This is a genomic window from Chitinophaga sp. (assembly GCF_035761305.1).
Classification (GTDB): Bacteria; Bacteroidota; Bacteroidia; order Chitinophagales; family Chitinophagaceae; genus Chitinophaga.
In genome coordinates this window covers 1-21,708 of record NZ_DASTRI010000268.1, presented here as the reverse complement: position 1 = coordinate 21,708, position 21,708 = coordinate 1, and the positions used below count along the sequence as shown (strand labels likewise).

At 49.6% G+C, this 21,708-nt stretch carries 16 protein-coding genes; 2 read left to right on the top strand and 14 right to left on the bottom strand.

Going from position 1 to position 21,708, the window contains the following annotated elements:
* Positions 1-274: 274 nt before the first annotated feature.
* The 4 genes from VFS25_RS22465 to VFS25_RS22450 form a co-directional block, all read right to left on the bottom strand.
* Entirely contained in the window at positions 275-1,972 is a 1,698-nt protein-coding gene (locus VFS25_RS22465) for a sodium:solute symporter family transporter (protein ID WP_326464425.1), read from the bottom strand.
* A gap of 110 nt (positions 1,973-2,082) precedes the next feature.
* Positions 2,083-3,105, bottom strand: a complete 1,023-nt coding sequence (locus tag VFS25_RS22460) for a metallophosphoesterase (protein WP_326464424.1) — start codon at positions 3,103-3,105, stop codon at positions 2,083-2,085.
* 247 nt (positions 3,106-3,352) lie between these two features.
* Positions 3,353-4,519, bottom strand: a complete 1,167-nt coding sequence (locus tag VFS25_RS22455; RefSeq protein WP_326464423.1) for a FecR domain-containing protein — start codon at positions 4,517-4,519, stop codon at positions 3,353-3,355.
* 169 nt (positions 4,520-4,688) lie between these two features.
* Positions 4,689-5,165, bottom strand: coding sequence for a hypothetical protein (locus VFS25_RS22450; RefSeq protein ID WP_326464422.1), 477 nt, complete (start codon positions 5,163-5,165; stop codon positions 4,689-4,691).
* 195 nt (positions 5,166-5,360) lie between these two features.
* Here VFS25_RS22450 and VFS25_RS22445 point away from each other — a divergent pair, with 195 nt between their 5' ends.
* Positions 5,361-6,902: an alpha-N-arabinofuranosidase gene (locus tag VFS25_RS22445; RefSeq protein ID WP_326464421.1), complete on the top strand. Its 1,542-nt coding sequence runs from the start codon at positions 5,361-5,363 to the stop codon at positions 6,900-6,902.
* 106 nt (positions 6,903-7,008) lie between these two features.
* Here the strand turns inward: VFS25_RS22445 and VFS25_RS22440 are convergent, their stop codons facing one another.
* The 9 genes from VFS25_RS22440 to VFS25_RS22400 all read right to left on the bottom strand — a co-directional run bounded on the left by VFS25_RS22440 (position 7,009) and on the right by VFS25_RS22400 (position 18,229).
* Positions 7,009-7,203, bottom strand: coding sequence for a hypothetical protein (locus VFS25_RS22440; protein WP_326464420.1), 195 nt, complete (start codon positions 7,201-7,203; stop codon positions 7,009-7,011).
* A gap of 123 nt (positions 7,204-7,326) precedes the next feature.
* Positions 7,327-7,533, bottom strand: a complete 207-nt coding sequence (locus VFS25_RS22435; protein ID WP_326464419.1) for a hypothetical protein — start codon at positions 7,531-7,533, stop codon at positions 7,327-7,329.
* Between the two features lie 87 nt (positions 7,534-7,620).
* The gene (locus VFS25_RS22430; RefSeq protein ID WP_326464418.1) at positions 7,621-8,490 is read right to left on the bottom strand and encodes an aldose 1-epimerase family protein; all 870 of its coding nucleotides are present in this window, start codon (positions 8,488-8,490) and stop codon (positions 7,621-7,623) included.
* Between the two features lie 83 nt (positions 8,491-8,573).
* The gene (locus VFS25_RS22425; protein ID WP_326464417.1) at positions 8,574-10,013 is read right to left on the bottom strand and encodes a glycoside hydrolase family 30 protein; all 1,440 of its coding nucleotides are present in this window, start codon (positions 10,011-10,013) and stop codon (positions 8,574-8,576) included.
* Positions 10,014-10,097: 84 nt separating this feature from the next.
* A complete protein-coding gene (locus VFS25_RS22420) occupies positions 10,098-11,564 on the bottom strand; it encodes a RagB/SusD family nutrient uptake outer membrane protein (protein ID WP_326464416.1) in 1,467 nt (488 codons plus the stop codon).
* Between the two features lie 11 nt (positions 11,565-11,575).
* Positions 11,576-14,530, bottom strand: coding sequence for a TonB-dependent receptor (locus tag VFS25_RS22415; protein WP_326464415.1), 2,955 nt, complete (start codon positions 14,528-14,530; stop codon positions 11,576-11,578).
* A gap of 279 nt (positions 14,531-14,809) precedes the next feature.
* Complete coding sequence (locus VFS25_RS22410; protein WP_326464414.1) at positions 14,810-16,660, bottom strand: 7TM diverse intracellular signaling domain-containing protein; 1,851 nt, start codon at positions 16,658-16,660, stop codon at positions 14,810-14,812.
* A 117-nt stretch (positions 16,661-16,777) separates the two neighbouring features.
* Positions 16,778-17,194, bottom strand: coding sequence for a copper resistance protein NlpE N-terminal domain-containing protein (locus tag VFS25_RS22405; protein ID WP_326464413.1), 417 nt, complete (start codon positions 17,192-17,194; stop codon positions 16,778-16,780).
* 18 nt (positions 17,195-17,212) lie between these two features.
* Positions 17,213-18,229 carry a zinc-binding alcohol dehydrogenase family protein gene (locus VFS25_RS22400; RefSeq protein WP_326464412.1) on the bottom strand — a complete coding sequence of 339 codons (1,017 nt, stop codon included), beginning with the start codon at positions 18,227-18,229 and terminating at the stop codon, positions 17,213-17,215.
* Between the two features lie 1,212 nt (positions 18,230-19,441).
* Between VFS25_RS22400 and VFS25_RS22395 the strand changes: the two genes are divergently transcribed.
* Positions 19,442-20,407, top strand: coding sequence for a sugar phosphate isomerase/epimerase (locus VFS25_RS22395; protein ID WP_326464411.1), 966 nt, complete (start codon positions 19,442-19,444; stop codon positions 20,405-20,407).
* Positions 20,408-20,643: 236 nt separating this feature from the next.
* On the opposite strand, the gene VFS25_RS22390 is transcribed toward VFS25_RS22395, so the two are convergent.
* The gene (locus VFS25_RS22390) at positions 20,644-21,678 is read right to left on the bottom strand and encodes a sialidase family protein (RefSeq protein ID WP_326464410.1); all 1,035 of its coding nucleotides are present in this window, start codon (positions 21,676-21,678) and stop codon (positions 20,644-20,646) included.
* Positions 21,679-21,708: the final 30 nt, after the last annotated feature.

Below are 21,708 nucleotides of genomic sequence, written 5' to 3'. Positions count from 1 at the left end.
CCGGAACAGGGGAATATTTTGATATGAATTTTATCGATATGTAACGTTTTTTTTGTTAAATCCTGGTTAAGGATAGCCAAATAGCTGCGTTTACTAGATAAAATCCATACTTCACCAAATGAATGTTGGCAGGTAACCGCAGCCGTATATCTTTGCATCAGGTTTTTCATAGGATATGGTTAAAAAATTAGGCGGTATTCCTACCGCCTTTTTTTATTATACTAACGTATACTGTTAAACGCTGAACGCTTATAGCCTCAGGCAGCCTCACAACTTACCAGAAGCGTACGTACAACGCGCTCAATATCAATAACGTGATTACAATTAACACCATGGTTGCCGGCTTTACACGGAACATGCTGGCATCCAGTACAAAAGCTTTGGGGTTCACTTTGGGACCTGCCAGGCTCATTAACACCATTACCAGCACTGTAAAAAAGAAGGACCATCCCATACAAATGAGGAAGGGAATTTCATATTTACCCTTCCCGTTAGGGAAAGCCGTGTATAAAAGCGTTTCATTTCCAAACCATTGAGGCGCATAGTTATTGAACACCACCGACAGCACAAAGCCGGTAACAATGCCCGCTACTGCAGCTGCGCCCGTGGTGCGCTTCCAGAACATGCCCAGCAGAAACATGGCGAAAACACCCGGACTTATAAAACCGGTGTATTTCTGGATAAAGGTAAAACCGCCTTCCCCGCCAATACCCAGCAGATCGTTCCAGGTAAATAATATAGCCAGCAGCATGGCCGCTATAATTGTCATACGGCCGGTCCATACCAGCTGCTTTTCATTGGCCTCTTTGCGAATGTATTTCTTGTAAATATCCAGTGTAAAAATGGTGGATATACTGTTGGCCTTTCCTGCCAGCGATGCTACTATTGCCGCTGTTAAAGCCGCCAGCGACAACCCTTTCAGGCCGGAAGGCAAAAAGCCAAGTATGGCGGCATAGGCATTATCTGCATTAAAGTGCCCGCCGGGCGCCATTTGCTGCTGCAGGCTGCCGTTCTTGTACAATACGTATGCAGCAATACCGGGCAGCATTACAATAATGGGCATCATCAGCTTAAGCAGGCCGGCAAACAAAATACCATTGCGCGCAGTTTGCAGATTAGCCCCCAGCGCGCGTTGTGTAATATACTGGTTGCAGCCCCAATAGTTCAGGTTCACGATCCATTGCCCTGCGAGGTACATGGATAAACCAGGCAGCATCAGGTATTTATTGATCTCTTGCTGCGGCGCATCCTGCGCCGGTTTTTCCATGATCATTTTAAAATGTTCCGGCGCATCTTTCATGAGCGCATTAAAACCTGCCAGCACGTTGCTGCCCAGGCCAAAATGCTCGCTTACCATGCTTAAGGCCAGGTAAGTAGTGGCCAGGCCGCCAATGATTAAAACGGCTACCTGTATCACATCGGTATAACCGATCACCTTCATGCCGCCCAGGGTAATGAGCAGCGCAAACACCGACAGGCCAATCATGATCAGATGGAAATTGCCGTTGCCTACCAGGCTGTTGATAGCCAGCGCGCCCAGGAACAGGATGGAGGTAAGGTTCACAAACACATACAGGAACAGCCAGAAAATGGCCATAATAAGACTTACCGTTTCATTATAGCGGGTTTTCAGGAACTGCGGCATGGTAAAAATGTGGTTCTTCAGGTACACGGGCATAAACCACACCGCCACAATAATAAGGGCAATAGCCGCAATCCATTCATACGCAGCTACGGCCACGCCTACGGAAAAACCGTTGCCGCTCATGCCTATGAACTGCTCTGCAGATATATTGGACGCAATCAGCGATGCGCCAATAGCCCACCAGGTTAGGGAACCTTCTGCCAGGAAAAAGTCTTTGGTATCAAGGCTGGTCCTTTTCTTACGCCGATAGATCCAGTATCCGTAAGAGGCCACTACCATGAAGTACACGATAAAGATGATGTAATCGATAAATGCCAGTTTGTTCATAACGTTGAATTACAGAATTAACAAACTCTAATATATTGTCAATTCGACAATTATTCAAATAAATCTGATGATTGGTGCGGCTGCTTCAATATCAGCCTGTTGGGATGATTTTATTCCAGCGCTTCCCTCCTGCCGGTTTTATCTACCCTGAACAGCCGCCCGTTCTGCAGCAGCAGGCCTTCTGAAATGCCTGTTGCATGCAGGGTGTCTACATCTATTACTTTACCGTTAAAAAAAGTGGTCACCTGGCTCACCGTGGTATGGCCAATAACAATATGCTCCACTGCAAACCGCCGCAGCGTATCATTTACCTGCTGCAGGGTAGCATTGCCCATGGCGTAACCGCGGTACCAGAAAGGAGCACCCGGGGCATCCATGAGCAGGTATGACGCCGCATGCCCCGGCAATAGCTGTGTGAAGTACCGGCGCCGGCACAGTTCATTCATTTCTGGTATGGAAAGCTGCAGGTCATTTACCATGCTGCTGATACCGCCGTGCACAAACAGCAGCGGACCTATTTTTTCAACAACATTTTTGGTGGCCAGCCAGCGGCCCAGCTCTGTACCCGGTTTATACCAAAGGGTGTAATCACATCGCAGCAGGCGGGCATTGGCCAGGTATTTTGCAGGCACATAGCGCAGGTCATCTGCCATGTTCATGATCTCATGGTTGCCCAGGATGAAATGCACATGTCCGCCCTGCTGCCGGGCTTTTATCTCCAGGCTGTAAAGCAGCCATAAACACTCGGTTACGTGCGGGCCCCGGTCCATACAATCACCCACCAGCACCAGGCGGCCATTGCCAAAGGTCCAGCTGTAATGCGTGTCTATTACGCCGTTCGCCAGCAGCAGATCGCGGAGGGCATCAAAATTACCTTCTATGTCGGAGATGGCCAGTAAGCGGTGCGCAGCGGGGTATACAGCCGGTTCAACGGTTAATGTTTCCTGTAAAGGCGTGGAAAAATCCCATTCGGGGTGCTCGCTGAATGTGCAGTGAACGGCTATACGATGCCGGTGCGCCAGCGGGAATGATTGTACCCTGGCCTCCGGCCGGCGGGAAGTGCCGGTAACAGATCTTACCAGTATGGTATTGCTTTCATAGAAAATATGCGGGGCATCAGGCGCGGCTTGCATAGCGCCGCAATATAAATTAATAATTAAGAATGAAGAATTAATAATAAAAGGGGCACTGGTGCTTTAAAGTACCTGTGTTCCTTTTAATTAGTGAGCATTAAGGACAGGGGGAGTACGTTTTTGGATATAAGCCGGCATCGCCGGGCAAATAATAATTAACAATGAAGAATTAATAACAGGCATTTGTTCATAGAAGCACATCCCTATGTACACACCTCTATTATTGTTAATTATTCATTATTCATTCTTAATTATTAACTGCTGCTGCTTTTAAATGCAGGGTTTCCTGGTCGTAATAATAATCAATTCCGACACCTGTGTTCTTCAGGTTTCTCAGGAAAAAGGGCAGGTCGTGATGCTTATCCAGTACGCCGGTAAAGGGTGCATCGGCCAGCGACGGATCATCAAACACCACCTTTATGCCAAACCAGCGTTTGATTACCGGCGCCAGGTCGCGCAGGCGGGTATTATCAAACTGGAAAATGCCGTTCATCCATGAAAGCACCATATCGGCATCAAACTGCTGTACGGTAAATCCCTGGCGGGTCATATATACGGCTTCCTGTCCGGGTTTGAGCACAATGGTGGAGGAGCCGGAGTGGGTGGCCACGGCGCCTGACACCAGGCAGGTGCTGGTAACACCGGTTTTGTAGGTATTGATGTTAAATTCCGTACCCAGCACTTCTACTGCGGTTTCGGGCGTATGTACAATAAAAGGTTTGCCTGCTTTTTTTGCTACTTTAAAATAGCCTTCCCCTTCCAGGTACACTTCACGGCGGGTGCCGTTAAAAGCAAAAGGAAATTTCAGGGTGGAGGTGGCATTGAGCCATATTTCGGTACCGTCGGATAAAATAACGCGGTAATCCATTTTAGGTGGTACAATGAGGGTGTTCAACCCGCCCATGCTGCGGTCTTCCGCGGTATATTGCAGGGTTCTGGCGCCGGCGTTCAGCGCTATGGTGCCTGTAGTGATCTGTTGTGAAGGCTGGTTGTAGGGCAGCTGTATGGTTTTGCCGTTGGAAAGCTTTAAACGGAGCCCTTTTGCATGGGATGCGGCTGCGGCCATTTCTTCGCCCGACATTTCTGCGGATGGTGTTAACAGGTAGTAGGCGCCCGCGGCCATAATGCCCAGTAGGCATGCTGCGGCCAGCCATTTTATCCCCCTGAGCCGCCGTACCTTGCTATGCTCCGGTTGCAGGAGCTGCTGTTCCACGTTTGCCCAGGCAGCTTCACTGTCCTCTATTTCATACCATATCTCTTCATCAAAATCGTGCTGGCGTATATCGTTCCATAAACGGCTTACATCTTCATTATCCGCCAGCAGCTGTTCCAGGTACTGGTTATCTGCCTGCTCAATGTTCCCGTTCTTTTTGCGCAGCAATAATTCGTAAATATGCTCCTGAGTATATTGCATTGGATCGATAGTGCCAGTTTTGATTAAATTATCTCTGAACAATATTTTGAGGAAAAATATGACATGACAATGATGCTGATCAGTTACATTGTTCTCATTGTGTAACAGATGGTTTTCAAAAGTAGCACTAATCGATTTGGCAGTAGTTAACGGACCGTTAATTGGCCTGTTAACAAAATGTTAAACCCGCTGGTTGCAGCCACTTTTCGTAGGGGACCTCTACCTGCTGTAACAGCTTATCTTCCAGCATATTAGCAAAAGCCTCCAGGTAAACGATCACGTCTTCCCGTTTATTCCGTTTTAGCCAGCGGAAACCCTCCGGCAACCGGGCCAGCACATCCCGGTCCTGTAAATATTCAATATTATGTATATCTGTGGGCGTCAGTCCTTTTTCAAGCAGCTTCGTAATAAGCATGCCTACAGGAGCATCCGATACCACGCAGTATTCCTCTGCCAGCTCCGTCCATTCGCCTATTCCCGTTTGGGCATAGGACAAAATATCTTCCTTGCTCAGGTTTGTAATTACCTGCAGCAGGTTGCCGCAGTTGCAGGTGCCATGATTGCCCCAGGCGTAGGCTGCCCCGTTTTGCAGGCGTTTGGCCGTTTCTCTCAAAGCGGCTATCAGTTCAATATTAGGATGGGCCATAAAAAAACGCTTTTACTAAAGTTACGGAAATTTTACCGGCCTTCAACGTAGTAACGTGGTCCTGTAACCGCTATGCGGCGGGGTTTTACCATTTACCGGGCAATATTGCATGGATTCCTGCCTCCATAATTTTAATTGTATAATTGACATTTATAAAAATAATTCCTAGCTTAGTGATCTTAATTTCACGTTATAATGAGAAAATTACTTAGCTCCCTCCTGGCCGTGCTGTCTTTTTTATGCGCAGCCGGACAAAATGAAGCCACACTTACCGTTCAGCAAAACAACACCGGGCTAACCATCAGCCGGCACATTTACGGGCATTTTTCCGAGCACCTGGGCCATTGTATTTATGGCGGTTTTTGGGTAGATGAAAACCTGCCTGTGGAGAAAAAAGACCGCATACGGATGGATGTGGTAGAGGCCCTGAAAAGAATACACATCCCTAACCTGCGCTGGCCGGGCGGCTGCTTTGCAGATGAATACCACTGGCGCGATGGTATTGGCCCGCGGGAGCAGCGTCCCAAAATGGTAAACACCAACTGGGGCGGTGTTACAGAAGATAACAGCTTTGGCACACACGAATTCCTGGAGCTTTGCAGCCTGCTGCACTGTGAGCCATACATCAGCGGCAACGTAGGCAGCGGTACGGTAGAAGAAATGTCGAAATGGATAGAATACCTCAACTTCAGCGGCGAAAGCCCCATGACCAGAATACGGAAGCAGAACGGGCGCAGCGAGCCCTGGAACGTACACTTCTGGGGCGTGGGCAACGAAAGCTGGGGCTGCGGCGGCAACATGACGGCCGCTTTTTATACTGATCAATACCGGCGGTATGCTACCTTTGCCAAGAACTATCCCGGCGCCCAGCTGAAAAAAATAGCCTGCGGCGCATCTGACGGGAACTATGAATGGACAGAAACCTGCATGCGCAACATCCCGCTTAACCAGATGTGGGGCCTTTCCCTGCACTATTACACCGTGCCCCGCGAATGGCGGGATAAAGGCTCCGCCACTGCGTTTGATGAGCAGGAATATATTACCACCATGCGCAAATGCCTGCATATGGAGGAACTGGTGAGCCGCCACAGCGCTATCATGGACCACTATGATCCGCAAAAGCGTGTAGCCCTGGCCGTTGATGAATGGGGTATCTGGACCAACGTAGAACCAGGCACCAATCCCGGCTTCCTGTACCAGCAGAACAGCCTGCGCGATGCGCTGGTGGCTGCTTCTACCCTCAACATCTTTAATAACCACTGCGACCGTGTACGCCTGGCCAACCTTGCCCAAACCGTAAATGTGCTGCAGGCCCTTATTCTTACGGATAAGGAAAAGATGCTGCTCACCCCTACCTATTACGTGTTTGACCTGTACAAGGCGCACCAGGATGCCCGGCTGCTGCCCATTATGCTTAACAGCCCGCAGTATTCCCTGGGCAATGAGAAGATACCTGCTGTAAACGCATCTGCCTCACTGGACTCCAATAACGTAATACATATTACAATGGTGAACCTGGACCCGCACCACACCATTAATGTATCTACCATTTTCAGCAATGTTCCCTGGAAAACAGTAAACGGGCAGGTACTTACCTCCGCTAAATTTACAGACGTCAATACCTTTGAAGCGCCGCATACGGTGCAGCCGGCTAAATTCAACGGTGCTAAAAAGAACGGTAATAACCTGAGCGTGAGCTTACCGCCACAATCTGTGGTGTTACTGGAACTGAAATAATGCAACACTTCACCTGTTAAAAACAGGAAAGCAGGTTATAATTCCTCTATAGAATTATAACCTGCTTTTTATTGGGGAATGGATGCTTTTTTATTGGGGATGGATGCTATTTACTTTGCTTTTTATGCTGTTCTTTTTCCACTGCTTTTTTATGATCCTTGCTTTTATTCTTTTCTATTGGAATATCGGAAGTATCATTCTGCTGCGCCTCACGGGTAATGTTACGGCTATAATCATTCCCTAAATTAGGTCCGCCCTGCTCTAAACCCTGATTGCCGATAGATCTGTCTTTTGCTGGCATACCTGTAAGTTTTAGTAGTTAAAAAAATTTGGTTTCCGTTTAACTTCACTTACTTACAGTACTAAAATAATGCCAGCCTGCTTTGGGCAGCAGCTGCTAAACATGTGCCTGGTGCGGCATTGCTCAATCTGCCGGCTTACGCAAAAGGTACTGTATACAGTTGGTGTCCATCGTGTATGCCTGCGCGCACTCCCATCCCTGCTGGTCCATATAATTCAGCGCATCTACAATGGTATTAAACTGCATTACATTATTGCCGGCATCTTTGAGCTGGTTGGCTTTCCGGAGCCGGTTACCCTTTTCCTGGCCATAGTCGACATATATTTTCACTTTGGATGATAAAAAGCTGCCGCGGGCTACAATGGTGCAGTTAAGTGAGGTTAAGCTGCGTTAATTAGCGTTAAGGGTTATCAAGTGCTAAAACAGCTCCACGCGCCAGCTCCGCTCAAACTCCGCACCGGGCGCCAGTGCAACAATGCCTTCCTTTTCCTCTAAACGGCCGCTGGCATCTACATGATCGGCAATGCCGCACCACGGCTCTATACATACAAAGTCCGCGTCTTTAGCGGCCCATATGCCCAGGTAAGGGAAGCCGCTGAAATGGAAGGTAAGGCCGTGGGGCGTTTTATCGCTTTTGAGCGTAACAGTATCTGATGCCAGGTGTTTCAGCACCAGTGCATCCTGGTAGAATAAGGATCTTTTTAACGGCAGCACATGCGTATTTTCCAGCAACGGCTCGGTAGTGCGTTCAATTAAACCCCCGGAGGTTAACGGCCACTTACCCGCGTGCTCCTGTTTGTTAAAATACAGGTAATAATCTTCATAAGCCGTACCATCGGCCAACGGCAGGCGGAATGCCGGGTGGCCGCCCACGGAAAAATACATTTTTTCACTGCCGGTATTTTTAACGCGATAGGTAACGCTGATACCCGCATCCTGCAAAGCATACGCTATCTCAAACTGAAAATGGAAAGGATATACCTTTAACGTTTCTGCACTATCCGTAAGGCGCAGGATGGCGCTGTCAGCGGATTGTTCCACTACGGTAAACACATGGCCCCTGGCAAAGCCATGGCGGCTCAACGTGTATGTTTCATCGTTATAACGGTAGCTGTTGTTTTGCAAACCGCCTACAATGGGAAACAGCACCGGGCTTTTTTTACCCCAGAACCGGGCATCGCCATTCCAAAGGTATTCCAGCGGCATGTCTTTACGGGTAAGGGTTTGCAGCTCCGCTCCTTTTTCTGCTATAGTAACGTTTATTTTCTCGTTGGATAATTGCAGCATAAGATGGTTCGTTATAGGGGCAAAAGTAGGGAAAAGCGTTTAAGTGTCCTACACCCGGAAGGCGCAGCACACTTAAACAGGCATTACCATACAAAAGTAGCCACTGCTTTGCCTTCCAGGGAATACCGGTACTGCTGACGGCCGTCTGTTACGGCAAAAGTCTGCGCATTATTCTGCCGGTTCAGCACTACCAGCACCCGGGAGCCGTCTTTATTTAAAAAAGCAATACTTTCCAGGCCGGGTATGGCACTACCGGTGATTGTTACACGAAAAGCGCCGGGCCGTACAAATTTCGCCAGCTGGCCAATGGCGTAATATTCCACATTGCGGGTGATGTTGCCGGTTGCGGACACGGTTACCACTCCCCGGCAATCCTGGCAGCCGCCGTTTTGCGGGCCGTTGTTGCTGTCCAACACCAGGTTCCAGAGCAGCACCGCCTTTGACCAGTTATTCATGGCTCCTATGAACAGGTTGCTCATGTTCCAGTCAAGGTTGGCGGAAAAATCAGTAGCCCAGCCGCCCCCGGAAATCTCGGTAAAATAAAGGTCCCTATCGGGATGCTTTGCATGCACCTGCGACATGGCGCTTACTTCGCCCGCATAGGCATGAAAAGCGCTGCCGGCAATGTAGGGTTTAGCCTGCGCATCGTTCAGTATGCTGATGGGATATTCCGGGTGGTCCCAGTTATGATCATAAATGATGATGCCGGTGGCAGGATTATTTTTCTGCAGGGCAGGTCCCAGGTGATTTTTAATAAATGCCGCCTGTGCAGGAGCATCCATGTACATAGAGGGATATTTGGCTTCAAACAGCGGTTCATTCTGCGGTGTAACGGTATTAATGGTTATGCCTTCCTGCTCATATGCCTGCAGGTATTTTACAAAATAGGCAGCATAGGCGGCATACCACTCCGGCAGCAGGCGCCCGCCGGCCAGTTTGCCGTTATCCTTCATCCAGGCCGGGGCGCTCCAGGGCGTAGCCATGATCTGTATGCCCGGGGCCACTGCCTTAACGGCTTTTAAAACCGGCAGCACATCGGCCCTGTCTTTTTCAATAGAGAAATGCGTAAGCCCGGGATCTGTTTGCCCGGCCGGCATATCGTCATATGTGAAATCAGACAAAGAAAAGTCGGATGCGCCCATGGTAATACGCAGGTAGCTGATACCAATACCCTGCTGCGGATCAAACAGCTCCTGTAACAGCTGTTGGCGTTGCGCGCTGTTAAGCTTATTGATCACGTAGGCAGCTGAACCGGTTAATGCAGCGCCAAAGCCGGCTACCTGCTGCAGCTGCCTGGTAAAATCAATGTGTATTGTTGCTGCAGCTGCAGTTGTGTCGGTAGTAATGTCAACATCCTGCTGCGCCTGTAATAGCTTTGCCTGGTTGCCGGCGGTCACCCATACTTTGGCTTTGCCGGTTACGGCAGCAGTATCTGCAGGCGTTTTGCCGCTTTGCCTGGAAGAACTTTTACCACAGGCCACGGCCAGCACCAGGCAGCAAATGCCGTATGGTATATTTTTCATAAAAGATGATTGTGCTGTGAAATGAAAAACGGGCCGGCAGCATGATATGCCGGCCCGCATGGTTGATGACGCAGATAAATGCTATTAATTATATCCCGGGTTTTGGCCCAGCTGTTTATTACGGTCGCGTTCCAGTTGCGGAATGGGCATCAGCTCCTTATCCTTTGTCATGTTGTAGTTCACCCGCTGGTTGGTGCGCAGGTCTATCTCATTCAGCCCGTTCATCACGGTTTCTGCACGGCCATAGCGGCGCAGGTCGTCCCAGCGCTGGCCTTCCTGTGCCAGCTCCAGGCGGCGTTCTTTTTCAATGATCAGCTGCATGGCTTCTTTGGTGGTAGCAGTTACGCCAGGCAAACTTACGCGTGCGCGTATCTTATTCACTTCTACTGCTGCGTCGCCGGGCCGGCCCAGCGCATTCAGGGCTTCGGCTTTCAGCAGTATAATATCGCCCAGGCGGAACAGGTATTGCCGGTTTGTGCTGGCCCACCCGCTGGCACTTTTCCATTTGTAGGCAAAAGGCACGCTGCCGCCGCCAATAGCCCAGTATTCATCGGTCCAGGTTACATTTTCAAACAATACGGTAGTGTTCTTGCGGATGTTGTCATGCTCATCGTCAAAAGCCTTTACCAGGTCTTTGGAGGGCGTTACAAATTTGCGCCAGGTATCGCCGCTTAAAGAAGGCGGCAGCAGCAGCTGCGGGCCGTAGTTGGCCTCTGCCCCGCCGGTATACTGCACCTCCATAATAGACTCGTCGTTGTTATAATGGTTGCCATCAAACAGGAAGTTATAGTTAATAAGCTGGTAGCCGGCAGGGCTGCTTATAACGGCATTGCAGTATTCCAGCACTTTATTATAATCCCGGTCGGCCTTCTGCGCATATACCTTTGCCAGCAGGGCATTTACCGCGCCCTTGGTAGCGCGCGCCTTGTTTACGCTGGCATCGTCGGAATAGGCGTCCGGCAGACGGCTAAGCGCAAACTCCAGGTCTTTAATGATCTGCGTGTATACTTCCGCGTCGGTAGAGCGGGGTATATTGGTCTGGCCCGGATCGGCAGAAGTGGCGGGCTCCAGCACCAGGGGCACGCCGCCAAAGGTTTTTACCAGCTGGTAATAATGGTAGGCGCGCAGAAAGGCGGCTTCGCCCAGGATCTGCTCTTTACGGTTATTGGCTTCCAGCTTGGGATCGGTAATGTCCGGCACCTTTTGCAGAATGATGTTGCAGCGGGCAATGCCGGTGTACAGCTGGCTCCAGGCGTTGAACAGGCGGCTGTTCACGGGACTGAGGTTCAGCAGGTCCAGCGCAAATATTTCCGGGTTGTCGCCGCCGGCGTAATAGTTGTCAGACACTACGTCTGTAAAGTTGATATTATCCCATACGTAATACTCCTGCTGAAAGGCATCGTATGCGCCGGTAAGGGCGGCTTCCGCATCGCTGGCCGACTGGTAAGCGTTCCCGGTTGTTGCATCTGAAATGGGCGTCAGGTCCACAAACTTGCTGCACGCGCCCAGGCTCAAAGCCAACACACATAATACAATATATCTTGCTTGCATAGCTGTAAGAATTAGAATGAAACATTTAAGCCCACAATCAGGTTGCGCGTTTGCGGGTAAGTACCAAAATCAACTCCCATAGAGGTATTGGCCTCTGTAGCGTTGGTGCTGTTGCCCAGGTAGTTCACTTCCGGGTCAAAGCCGGTGTACTTGGTAAAGGTGAACAGGTTTTCACCGGTTACGTATACACGCAGGCGCTGCAGCTTTATCCTGTTCAGCAGGGAAGCCGGCAGGTCATAGCTGAGCGTAGCGGATTTTACGCGCATGTAAGAACCGTTTTCCACATAACGGGTGGAGATACGGGAGTTATCGGAATTATTAGGCGTGGCCTTGGGAATATCCGTAACCTGGCCGGCTGTTTTCCAGCGGCGCAGCACAGCAGTGCTTTGGTTACGCGGGTCTATCATCGACTCTGTTTCTATGCGGGAGGCATTGAACATGTCATTACCCTGTGAGCCCTGCAGGAATATGCTGAGGTGAATATTTTTGTAAGAGAAATTGTTGGTTAACCCGTAAATGAAGTCCGGGTTAGGATCGCCAATGATACGGCGGTCATCTGCCGCAGGCATAAATGTTTTTTTACCGGTTTTATCCAGGTACTGCATGTTGCCTGTTTCAGGGTCCACACCGGCGGCCACATAACCGTAAAATACGCCCAGGGGCTCGCCTTCGCGGGCAAGGCTTATGCTGCCACGGTTGGCCACGTTGGCGTTGAAAATATCCTGCCCAACAATATCAACCACCTTATTGCGGTTAAAGGAGATGTTGAAGTCTGTTTCCCACTGGAACTCACCCACGAAGTTGCGGGAGCTTACCAGGAACTCCAGGCCTTTGTTCTGTATCTTGCCAATGTTTTGGGTAGATACGTCAAAGCCGGTGGATTTCGGAACAGGCACATTCAGCAGCAGGTCGGAAGTGTTCTTCACATATGCATCTGCGCTGAAGCTTAGGCGGGAGTCGAGCACCGCTACATCCACACCAACATTATACTGTTCTGTAGCTTCCCATTTCAGGTTCCTGTTCTCAAAAGAAGAAGGCGAATTACCCGGTAATACCACGCCGCCAATAGGATAGTTGCTGCCCGAGCCTACAAGGCCCAGCCAGGCATAACGCCGGTCGCCCAGCTGGTCGTTACCTACCAGGCCCCAGCCCGCACGCAGCTTCAGATCATTGATAGCGGTTACACCTTTCATAAACTCTTCCTGTGAAATACGCCAGCCTACAGACACGGAGGGGAAATAGCCCCAGCGGTGATCCGGCCCGAAAGCAGAGGAGGCATCTGCACGGAAGTTGGCGGTGAGCAGGTATTTATCTTCAAAGCTGTAATTAACCCTGCCCAGGAAAGAGGCATTGCTTTTTTCCGATTTGGTATTCTGCGCTGTTACAAAAACAGAACCCGCATTGGTAGTGGGTATGCTGCCGCCTGAAAAGCCGTTCTTTTCTATGCTTGCGCTTTCCCATTTGGTTTTTTGCGCTACCACGCCGGCTAAAGCGCCAATGGTATGCTTGCCAAAAGTTTTGTTGTAGGAAAGAGTGTTTTCTGCGATCCAGTAGTTCACCAGGTCGGTATTGTTCTGGCCTATGCCCTGTTTGGCGCGGCCATAGCTGGTGCGGAAGGGATCCAGGAAATAATCGTAAACGGAGTTGTTGTAATCTATACCAAAGTTGCTGCGGAATTTCAGCTCCGGCAGCAGGTATACTTCGGCATACACATTACCCAGCAGGCGTTGCTGCTTGTAGCCGCGCTGCGCGCCATCGGTGCTGGCAACCGGGTTTTCCCAGTCCTGGAAAGGGTTGCTGGTAAAAGTACCATCCGGGTTGTAAATGCCTATTACCGGCGGAGTGGCCAGCGCGCCTAACAGCACACCGCCTTTATCTACCCCTATGTTATCAGTTACATCCACATCGTGCCAGCGGCTGTAAGCCACGTTGGTACCCATGGTTAGCCAGTTGTTCACCTTCTGCTCCAGGTTCACCTTAAAATTAAAGCGATCCATGGTAGCGGATCGTACGGCGCCGTTCTGCTGCACCCAGCCGCCGGAAAGGTAATAGGTTGTTTTATCGTTTTTGCCGGAAACAGACAGCTGGTAGTTTTGTGAAGTGCCTTTACGGAACACCTCATCCTGCCAGTTGGTGTTTTGGTTATACTTATTCCAGTCGGTAATGTAGCCCATTTCCGTCATCAGATCCCTGTACTGGCTGGCATTCAGCACATCCAGCCTTTTCCACACAGAGGAGTAGCCGCCATAAGCATTGAACTCAAAGCGGGGCTCACCGGTTTTACCCTTGCGGGTAGTGATCAGCACCACGCCGTTAGCGCCGGACGCACCGTAAATAGCGGCTGAAGCAGCATCTTTCAGTACAGATACGCTTTCAATATCCGCCGGGTTCAGCGAGCGGGTATCGGTTGTGGGCACACCGTCAATTACATACAGCGGGTTGCTGCTGGCGCCGATAGAGTTGGTGCCGCGTATGCGGATGTTTAAGCCAGCGGAAGGTTTGCCGGAAGAGGACAGCACCTGTACGCCGGCTGCCTTGCCTTGCAGCACGGAGCCCAGCTGCGTATTGGGACGGGAAGCAAATTCCTTTTCTCCTACTACTGATACGGCGCCGGTAATGTCTTTTTTGCGCTGGGTGCCATACCCTACTACCACTACCTCATTCAGCTGCTTGTTCTGGTCCTGCATGGTAATATCAATGGTAGCGCGGCTGCCTACCGCTACCTCCTGCGACAGGTAGCCGATGTAGGAGAATACCAGCGTGTCTGCCGGGCCGGCCTGCAGACTGTAATTACCATCTGCCTGGGTCATAGCGCCCCGGCTGGTGTTTTTAATTGCCACGGACACCCCTGGCAGGGCATTGCCCTGCTGGTCCTTAATGTGCCCCTGTACGGTCCTGTCCTGCGCACCGGCATATATAACAGCCAGCAGCAGGAAGGCCACTAAAAGCGTAACCTTTTTTTGCATACGGATAAACATAAAGTGTAATGGAATAACAAATCTTTGTATCTGTTTTGGTTTGATCTCATAACGTACCCCCTGCTGTAAAGTTATCCGAAATTTAGGTTGAAAACCAAAAATATTTTTTATAACTTGCTGATAATAAGCATATTGCAAAATTTTTGATACGCTTAAGCACCGTAGCTTGAAACGGTTGAACGGGCCTGATAATCAAAGACATTCCACCTCCGGCAGGGCGGCAGGCAGGCAGAAACTGATACGGATGGTTACCTGGCTAAAAAGGGGTTAATCGTACTCCATTACCAGCTTGCTCCACCCCTTTTCGTCGGAATGGCGGAGTGTTTTTTTCCTTTCTTCCATTACTTTTTTAATGCGGCTGCTGTAAGACCAGCAGGTACTCTGGCGAATGTCCAGTATCTCGGAGAGCTTGTGAGAGGATATTTTTCCCTTGGTGGAGTACACCAGGAATATCATGTAAAAGGCCTTATTAATATCAATACGGGTATTCTGTAAAATGGTATTGGCGGTTACCGACTCCTCATACCCGCACTTGGCGCAGCGACGGCTGTATAATAAATGGCCGTTAAAAAAATGATCGTGCCCGCATTTGCGGCAGGCGTAGCCCTGGCTCCATTTAAGATCGGCCAGGAATTTAAAGCAACTTTCCTTATCGGGGTATATTTTGCTGAACTCCTCAAAATCCACCGGGGCGGAAAGCACCCGGGCGCGCGATACTTTTTCCACATTGGTTTGCAGCTGGCGGTTATCCTGCTCCAGCAGGGCGTTCATGCGGGATATTTCAGCGGCCTGCTCCTGCAGCAGCTGGTTGGCCTGCTGCAACTCCTGGTTTTGCCGGGCAATCAGCTCTGATTTTTGGATCACCTCTTTTGTGCGCTGCCTTACCTGCGACTCCAGCTCCCGGTTCAGGGTATCTTTGAGGCGGGCGTTCTCCGTCATCTGGCTGATGATCTGCCGCTGCGCTTTGTCTTTTTTCTTTTTCAGCAGGCGTACCTTATCGCCAATGGCAAAGGATAAAAAGAACATTTCCAGGATAAAGCAAAAGCTGAGGCTGTAGTAGCTCACCACGCCAAAGTTGAGCCACTCATACCCGAGCATGATAAAAAACTTGAGCATAAAGCCCACGAACAAAAAGCTGTAGGCCAACACAAAAAAACGGGCCGGCCGGTACCCCCGGCTCCATATATATATGCCGGTAAAGAAGGCAACTGCCAGGGGTATCATTTCAATGAACTTGTAGTTGAACCAGGTGCGGTTTACGAGTAAGGCTGCCAGGAAAAGCAGCACCCGGGCGGCAACAATACCCAGTATTACCTTGTTCAGCAAAGGCGCGCGGGACTTTACGTACAGCAGCTTGCGGGTAAACAGCAGGGCAAAAATGCTCATACAGCAAAGCGGCACGGCAAAAGCATACTGGTTCCACACAGGCGCATGCGGCCACAGGTACTGGTAAGCAATACCATCGGTACACATTTCGTACAACGCTACGCTGAGGTTGTACAGCACATAATATAAATACTGCCGCTGACGTACGGCCAGGAACATAATAAGATTATAGAAGCTGAAGATCAGGATCATGCCATAAAAGATCCCGAAAGAGAAATATTCATTGAGGGCGTAGCTCACAAATTTGTTTACGGAGCGCAGCACTATAATCACATCTGCAATCTGCTCAGAGCGGATGCGGAAATAATATACCTGTTCCCCTGCCTGACTGTTGTCCAGGTTCAGCTCAAAGTTCTTATGCCGGAACAGGCGTTGGCTGAAGGGGTACCGGTCGCCCAGCTGTACCTGGCGGAATTGTCCGTTGCCGGCGGGCATATAGGCGGTAATTTCATCAATGGTCTGGTCAAAATACTCCAGGATGAAATGCTTTTGTACGGCAGGATTGTGCTTTATTTTGATGCGGTACCAGTAAACAGCGCCCAGGTGATGATTTTGCGGGGTGCTTTGGCGGTTGGGCGCAAAGCCGTTAAAAGCAGGGCTGCTTACCTCCCCGATGGTAAGCCGGCCGGAAGTATCTTCGAGATACTGTACTTCCCCAAAGGTAAAGATGTGCTGGTCGAGATTATTGGTGATGGTTACCGGTTGTTGCGCATAAACCGGGCTCACGGCCATTATTGCCAGGAAAAAAAATAAGATGGTTGCACTGTAAGTGTAAGTAGATTTTAGTCGTTCGCCCCCCATATCGTCAGCTGGTAATTATTATAAAGGTAGCGGATATTCTGCAATGGGCTACTCCACTTTTTCAAGATAGTAGCTGTCTACTTCCTTATGGTCGGCATCCAGCTCTACCAGGCGGTTACCGTTAATGCGGTAATTATGAAGGGCGCCATCCTCCTTGCTTTGCAGCACATATACCAGGTCCTTTCCTTTTTTTACATGCCAGGTGCCTTCATCCGTAAAGGTGTTATCATTATCCTTACAGTGCTGGGTCATACGGTAAGTGCCGTTACCGGCACCGCGGGCACGGGTAAAGGTAAGCTGTACTTCAATATCCTGGCAGGTAACAGCATGTATTACGCCCTGCCATTGTTCTTTGGTGTTAAGTGAGTCGGCAGTCGTATCTGTAGCTGCCGATTGTTTGCCGCACTGTTTACCATTACAAGCCCAGAGCAGCAAACAGCAGAATGCCAGGAAGGAGTGTTTCATGCAAACAAAAGTAATCAATTACGCTATGCTTGCCATGGCTTTAATAACGCCGTTGGCAGGGTTCAGCCAGCCGGCAAAATTATCCTTTACCGCATCAAAAGCTACGCGATGGGTAATGTAGGTAGCAGGCTTTACCAGTCCTTTTTTCATGCAATCAATAACGTGCTCAAAATCCTGGCGGGTGGCATTACGGCTGCTCATTAAGGTAGCCTCCCGCTTATGGAACTCGGGATGTGAAAAGCTGATCTCTCCTTTTTGCAGGCCTACCAGCACATAACGGGCGCCGTGGGCCATGTATTGAAAAGCATTTTGTATGGCCTTCAGGCTGCCGGTGGCATCTATTACTACTGTAGGCATATCGCCGTGGGTAAGCTGCTTCAGCTGTTCCATTACATCAGCGCCGGCCGCATTTACCGTATAGGGCACCTGCAGCTTATCTTTACAGAAGGCCAGGCGGTGTTCATTAATATCCATGGCAATTACGTGTGCGCCGGCAATGCGGGCAAACTCCATAATGCCTAATCCAATAGGCCCTGCGCCAACTACCAGCACAAACTCGCCGGGTTGTACAGCAGCCCTGCGCACGCCATGCGCGCCAATAGCCAGCGGCTCTACCAGCGCCAGCTCATCAAACGAAAGGCCCTGGCCGTGCACCAGCGTATGGCTGGGTACCGACAGGTATTCTACCATTCCGCCATCTACATGCACGCCGCATACTTTCAGGCTGGTGCAGCAGTTGGGTTTGCCGGAACGGCAGGCAATACAGGTACCGCAGTTAAAATAAGGAATGAATGTTACGGCTTCGCCTTTTTCAAAACCAGGCGCTCCATCTGCCTCCACCAGCACACCGGAAAGCTCATGCCCCAGGATGCGGGGATATTCAAAATAAGGCTGTGTGCCTTCAAATGCATGCAGGTCGGTACCGCAAATACCAATGCGGCTGATCTTAATAATAGCCTGGCCTTTTGCCAAAACCGGCATTTCTTTTTCTCCATAGGCAAACTGCCCGGGCGTGGTACAGATCAGTGTTTTCATGAACGCTTTTAAGTGTATGAATGACAAGTAAAGGATAAATACAAATATACAATGTAAAGGCATATTTTTCTCATACCTGGGGTATAGGGTGCGGGGGCGCTGGTACTGGGGTAAATGCCGCGAACGTATAAAGCCTGCAGAGAAGCGTACAGTCAATAGCATGTATTGATAAGATGATGCCGCAAACCGGATGCAACCTGTAACGAACACCATCCGGGTAAAAGGTGCTATTCGTACGATAATGCAATAAAGACATAGCGCCTGCAACAAACACACTACCCGGGTAAAGCGCACCGCTAATATAATAACGCAGTAAATGGGACGAAGCCCTGCAATGAAAATGCTACCCGGATAAAAGGCACTATTAATATGATAACCCAGTAAACGGCATAGCGCCTGCAACAAACACACTACCCGGATAAAAGGCACCATTAATATAATAATGCAATAAATAGGGCAAAGCCCTGCAAGCAAACAGCCGGGATAAAATCCGTTAACCACCGGGAATAACGCGCGGGGAAACCATGGGGCACAAAGTCTGGTCGGGGCATTGATCATCCTAAGGGAAATACAGCACCCATCCGGCTTTTGTGATACTATATTCCCGGAAAGGTCCGTCAAACCTGAAAAAGAGGCCAATATTTATTCACCCCAAAATATATTATCCACAATCAAGTTATCCACAACTTAATTATTAGTTGAAAAACAATTATTTACGATTTTTAAAAATGTTACACGTGGAACATTTATCCACATAAAAGTTATTCACATCTATTAACAGGCGGTTTTAAGAGCCGGTTCCCTGCATTTTTTTGTGGTGAAACCACCATAAAAAGAAGTCGCCATAAAAAAGTGATTAGCTTATAATCCTTCCCGGATGATTTCTCATTTTAGATTTATCGTTTAACCCGGAAGAAATTTTTAAGATCATAAAAAATTGCCATAGAAAAATTGTTTGATTAAATAGCCAGGCAGCCGCCAGTTAAAAATCCTTACATCGTGAACACACCCGTTAGCAGGCTAACGGGTGAAAAAATTATTTGCAGTATTGGCCTAACCTTACGGCCAAACGCATTGCCTGTGCAAACCTGCCACCCCATTTTTCCACCTGGCAGCACAGGATAATGGTTGTACACTTAACACGAAAACTTTGCAATTAAAATATTAGATTGTGCACGTTCTTTAAATTATCCTAAGCTTAAAACCATCGTTATGAACAACAGCAGAAGGTCTTTTATCCAGCAGGTGGCGCTGATGACTGCCGGGCTGGCGCTCCCCTCCTCTATTTTCAGCTGCAAACCTATAAAGGCCGGCGGCCGTAAACTTGGCATACAGCTGTATACCCTGCGCGACCAGCTGGCTAAAGACGTGAGAGGCACCATTGCGCGCGTGGCGCAAGCCGGTTATGAACAGGTAGAAACCTTTTACGGATATAACGGCCCCGACTCTACGTTTTGGGGACTTACCACCGAGCAGTTCAAAGCGTTATTGCAGGAGCATAATTTAACCACCCCCAGCGGGCATTACCAGCTGAACGATTATTTAACAAAAGGCAACGGGAACGATGAAGCGCTGAAAGCCCAGATAGCGATTGCCGCTGCCGCAGGACAGGAGTACCTGACCGTGCCCGTACCGCCCCTGTACCTTTGGGATAAATACCCGGTACCGGTTGACGATTATAAATTTATGGCCGCACAGCTGAACAAGGCAGGAGAACTATGCAAGCAATCAAAGCTGAAGCTCGCATACCACAACCACTTCTGGGAGTTCCGCAGACTGCCCGACGGAAAATCTTCTGCATACGATATTTTGTTAAATGAAACCGATCCTGCGTTGGTACATTTTGAGCTGGACCTTTTCTGGGCTGAAAAAGCCGGGCAAGACCCCGTGAAGCTATTTGAAAAAGCACCGGGACGTTTCCCCATGTGGCACGTAAAAGACATCAGCAAAGCCGCGCCCAGCCCACTGCCCGATACGGTAGGCATTGATATAAACAAGATCCAGAACGATATTAAGTTTGCGGAAGTAGGCACCGGCACCATTGATTTTAAAGCCATTTTTGCCCAGGCAAAAACTGCCGGCGTACAATACTACTTTGTAGAACAGGACCAGATTACCATTGATCCTTTTGTGAGCATAAAGGAGAGTGCAGACTATATTAAAAAGAATTTGCTGTAAGCGATGTAAAAACAGCTGCCGGACATTCTTACACTGGCGTCCGGCATATCTTCTGCCCTGGCCTGCGGCCGGGGCTTTTCTTTAAACCCGGTAAAGGCAATGTCCCAAACCTGCAGGCGCCTGCTAAAACGAAGCTTGCAGCAATACCAATTACTGGTACCTCCTGTACAAATGCCGGTTAAAATTTGTTAAACCGCCCGCAATAAAATGCCACTGCCGGCTTTCTTTCAAACGCCTTATTTCACGCGCAGCACTACATGCCTTATATTTTTTCTATCAGCCGTATAGGTAATGTGCAAAAGGCCATCTGAAGTTTGAATAACAGCAGGATAGCTGAACTCCCCCTCATCCCGGTTTTCCAGCACATATACATCTTTCCAGTGCCGCCCGTCGGCAGAAACAGCCACGTTTAGCTTACTGCGCCCTTCATACCATTGCTTACCGGCGTCTGCCGGGTTATACACCAGCACCTGCAGGCCGTTATGCAGGGTTACTGCGTCTATTCCGGAATTGGGATTGGGCAGGGTTGTTTTAGTTAAAGGCCCCCAGGTAGCGCCCTGGTCCCCGGACCAGGATTGTACAATATAATTCTGCCGGCTCCTGCATAACAGCTGCAGGCTATCGCCCCGGTGAAATAAAATAGTTGGCTGTATTACGCCAAAGGCGCCGTTATCAACGGGAATGCAGGTCCAGTGCTGCGCTGCTGTATCTGATCTCTCCAGGTGAATATGCCACTGCTTTTCATCACTGCTTTCTGTGCTGGAAGGGTATAAAATGTCGCCATTGGCCAGTTGCACCGGCTTATCCTTAACAGGCCCCAGTAAACTATCCGGCAGCCTTCGCGGCGCAGACCAGTGTTTACCGTCATCGCCTGAAGTACGCAGCATGCCCCACCATTCCCTTGGCGACTTACCCACCTTGTAAAACAGCAGTAAACGCCCGGCCCGGGTGCGGAACAATACCGGGTTCCAGCAGGGGTAGCGCAACGTATCATTTATTACGCCGTCGGCTATACGCAGTGGCCGGGTCCATTGTCCGTTCTCATACACAGCGGTGTAAATGCACACATCCGGCGCACTTTCCCGTGAGCCGCCAAACCAGGCAGCCATCAGGCGGTGGCCGGCCAGTTCCGTTATAGTAGAGGCATGGCAGGCTGCAAAGGGCGGGTTTTGCATGATCAGCTCATTCCTGACCAGGGTTGCACGCACCTTTTGCGCGGGTAGTTTTGTAACATACAACAGCAGTGCGGAAATGTAAATAATAAGCTTCACGTTTATAAATATACGCCTTTAGATACGCAA

Bases quoted from the DNA above. Each gene is read 5' to 3' on its own strand.
- VFS25_RS22465 (WP_326464425.1), bottom strand. From the start codon at position 1,972: ATGAACAAACTGGCATTTATCGATTACATCATCTTTATCGTGTACTTC.
- VFS25_RS22460 (WP_326464424.1), bottom strand. From the start codon at position 3,105: ATGCAAGCCGCGCCTGATGCCCCGCATATTTTCTATGAAAGCAATACC.
- VFS25_RS22455 (WP_326464423.1), bottom strand. From the start codon at position 4,519: ATGCAATATACTCAGGAGCATATTTACGAATTATTGCTGCGCAAAAAG.
- VFS25_RS22450 (WP_326464422.1), bottom strand. From the start codon at position 5,165: ATGGCCCATCCTAATATTGAACTGATAGCCGCTTTGAGAGAAACGGCC.
- VFS25_RS22445 (WP_326464421.1), top strand. From the start codon at position 5,361: ATGAGAAAATTACTTAGCTCCCTCCTGGCCGTGCTGTCTTTTTTATGC.
- VFS25_RS22440 (WP_326464420.1), bottom strand. From the start codon at position 7,203: ATGCCAGCAAAAGACAGATCTATCGGCAATCAGGGTTTAGAGCAGGGC.
- VFS25_RS22430 (WP_326464418.1), bottom strand. From the start codon at position 8,490: ATGCTGCAATTATCCAACGAGAAAATAAACGTTACTATAGCAGAAAAA.
- VFS25_RS22425 (WP_326464417.1), bottom strand. From the start codon at position 10,013: ATGAAAAATATACCATACGGCATTTGCTGCCTGGTGCTGGCCGTGGCC.
- VFS25_RS22420 (WP_326464416.1), bottom strand. From the start codon at position 11,564: ATGCAAGCAAGATATATTGTATTATGTGTGTTGGCTTTGAGCCTGGGC.
- VFS25_RS22415 (WP_326464415.1), bottom strand. From the start codon at position 14,530: ATGCAAAAAAAGGTTACGCTTTTAGTGGCCTTCCTGCTGCTGGCTGTT.
- VFS25_RS22410 (WP_326464414.1), bottom strand. From the start codon at position 16,660: ATGGCCGTGAGCCCGGTTTATGCGCAACAACCGGTAACCATCACCAAT.
- VFS25_RS22405 (WP_326464413.1), bottom strand. From the start codon at position 17,194: ATGAAACACTCCTTCCTGGCATTCTGCTGTTTGCTGCTCTGGGCTTGT.
- VFS25_RS22400 (WP_326464412.1), bottom strand. From the start codon at position 18,229: ATGAAAACACTGATCTGTACCACGCCCGGGCAGTTTGCCTATGGAGAA.
- VFS25_RS22395 (WP_326464411.1), top strand. From the start codon at position 19,442: ATGAACAACAGCAGAAGGTCTTTTATCCAGCAGGTGGCGCTGATGACT.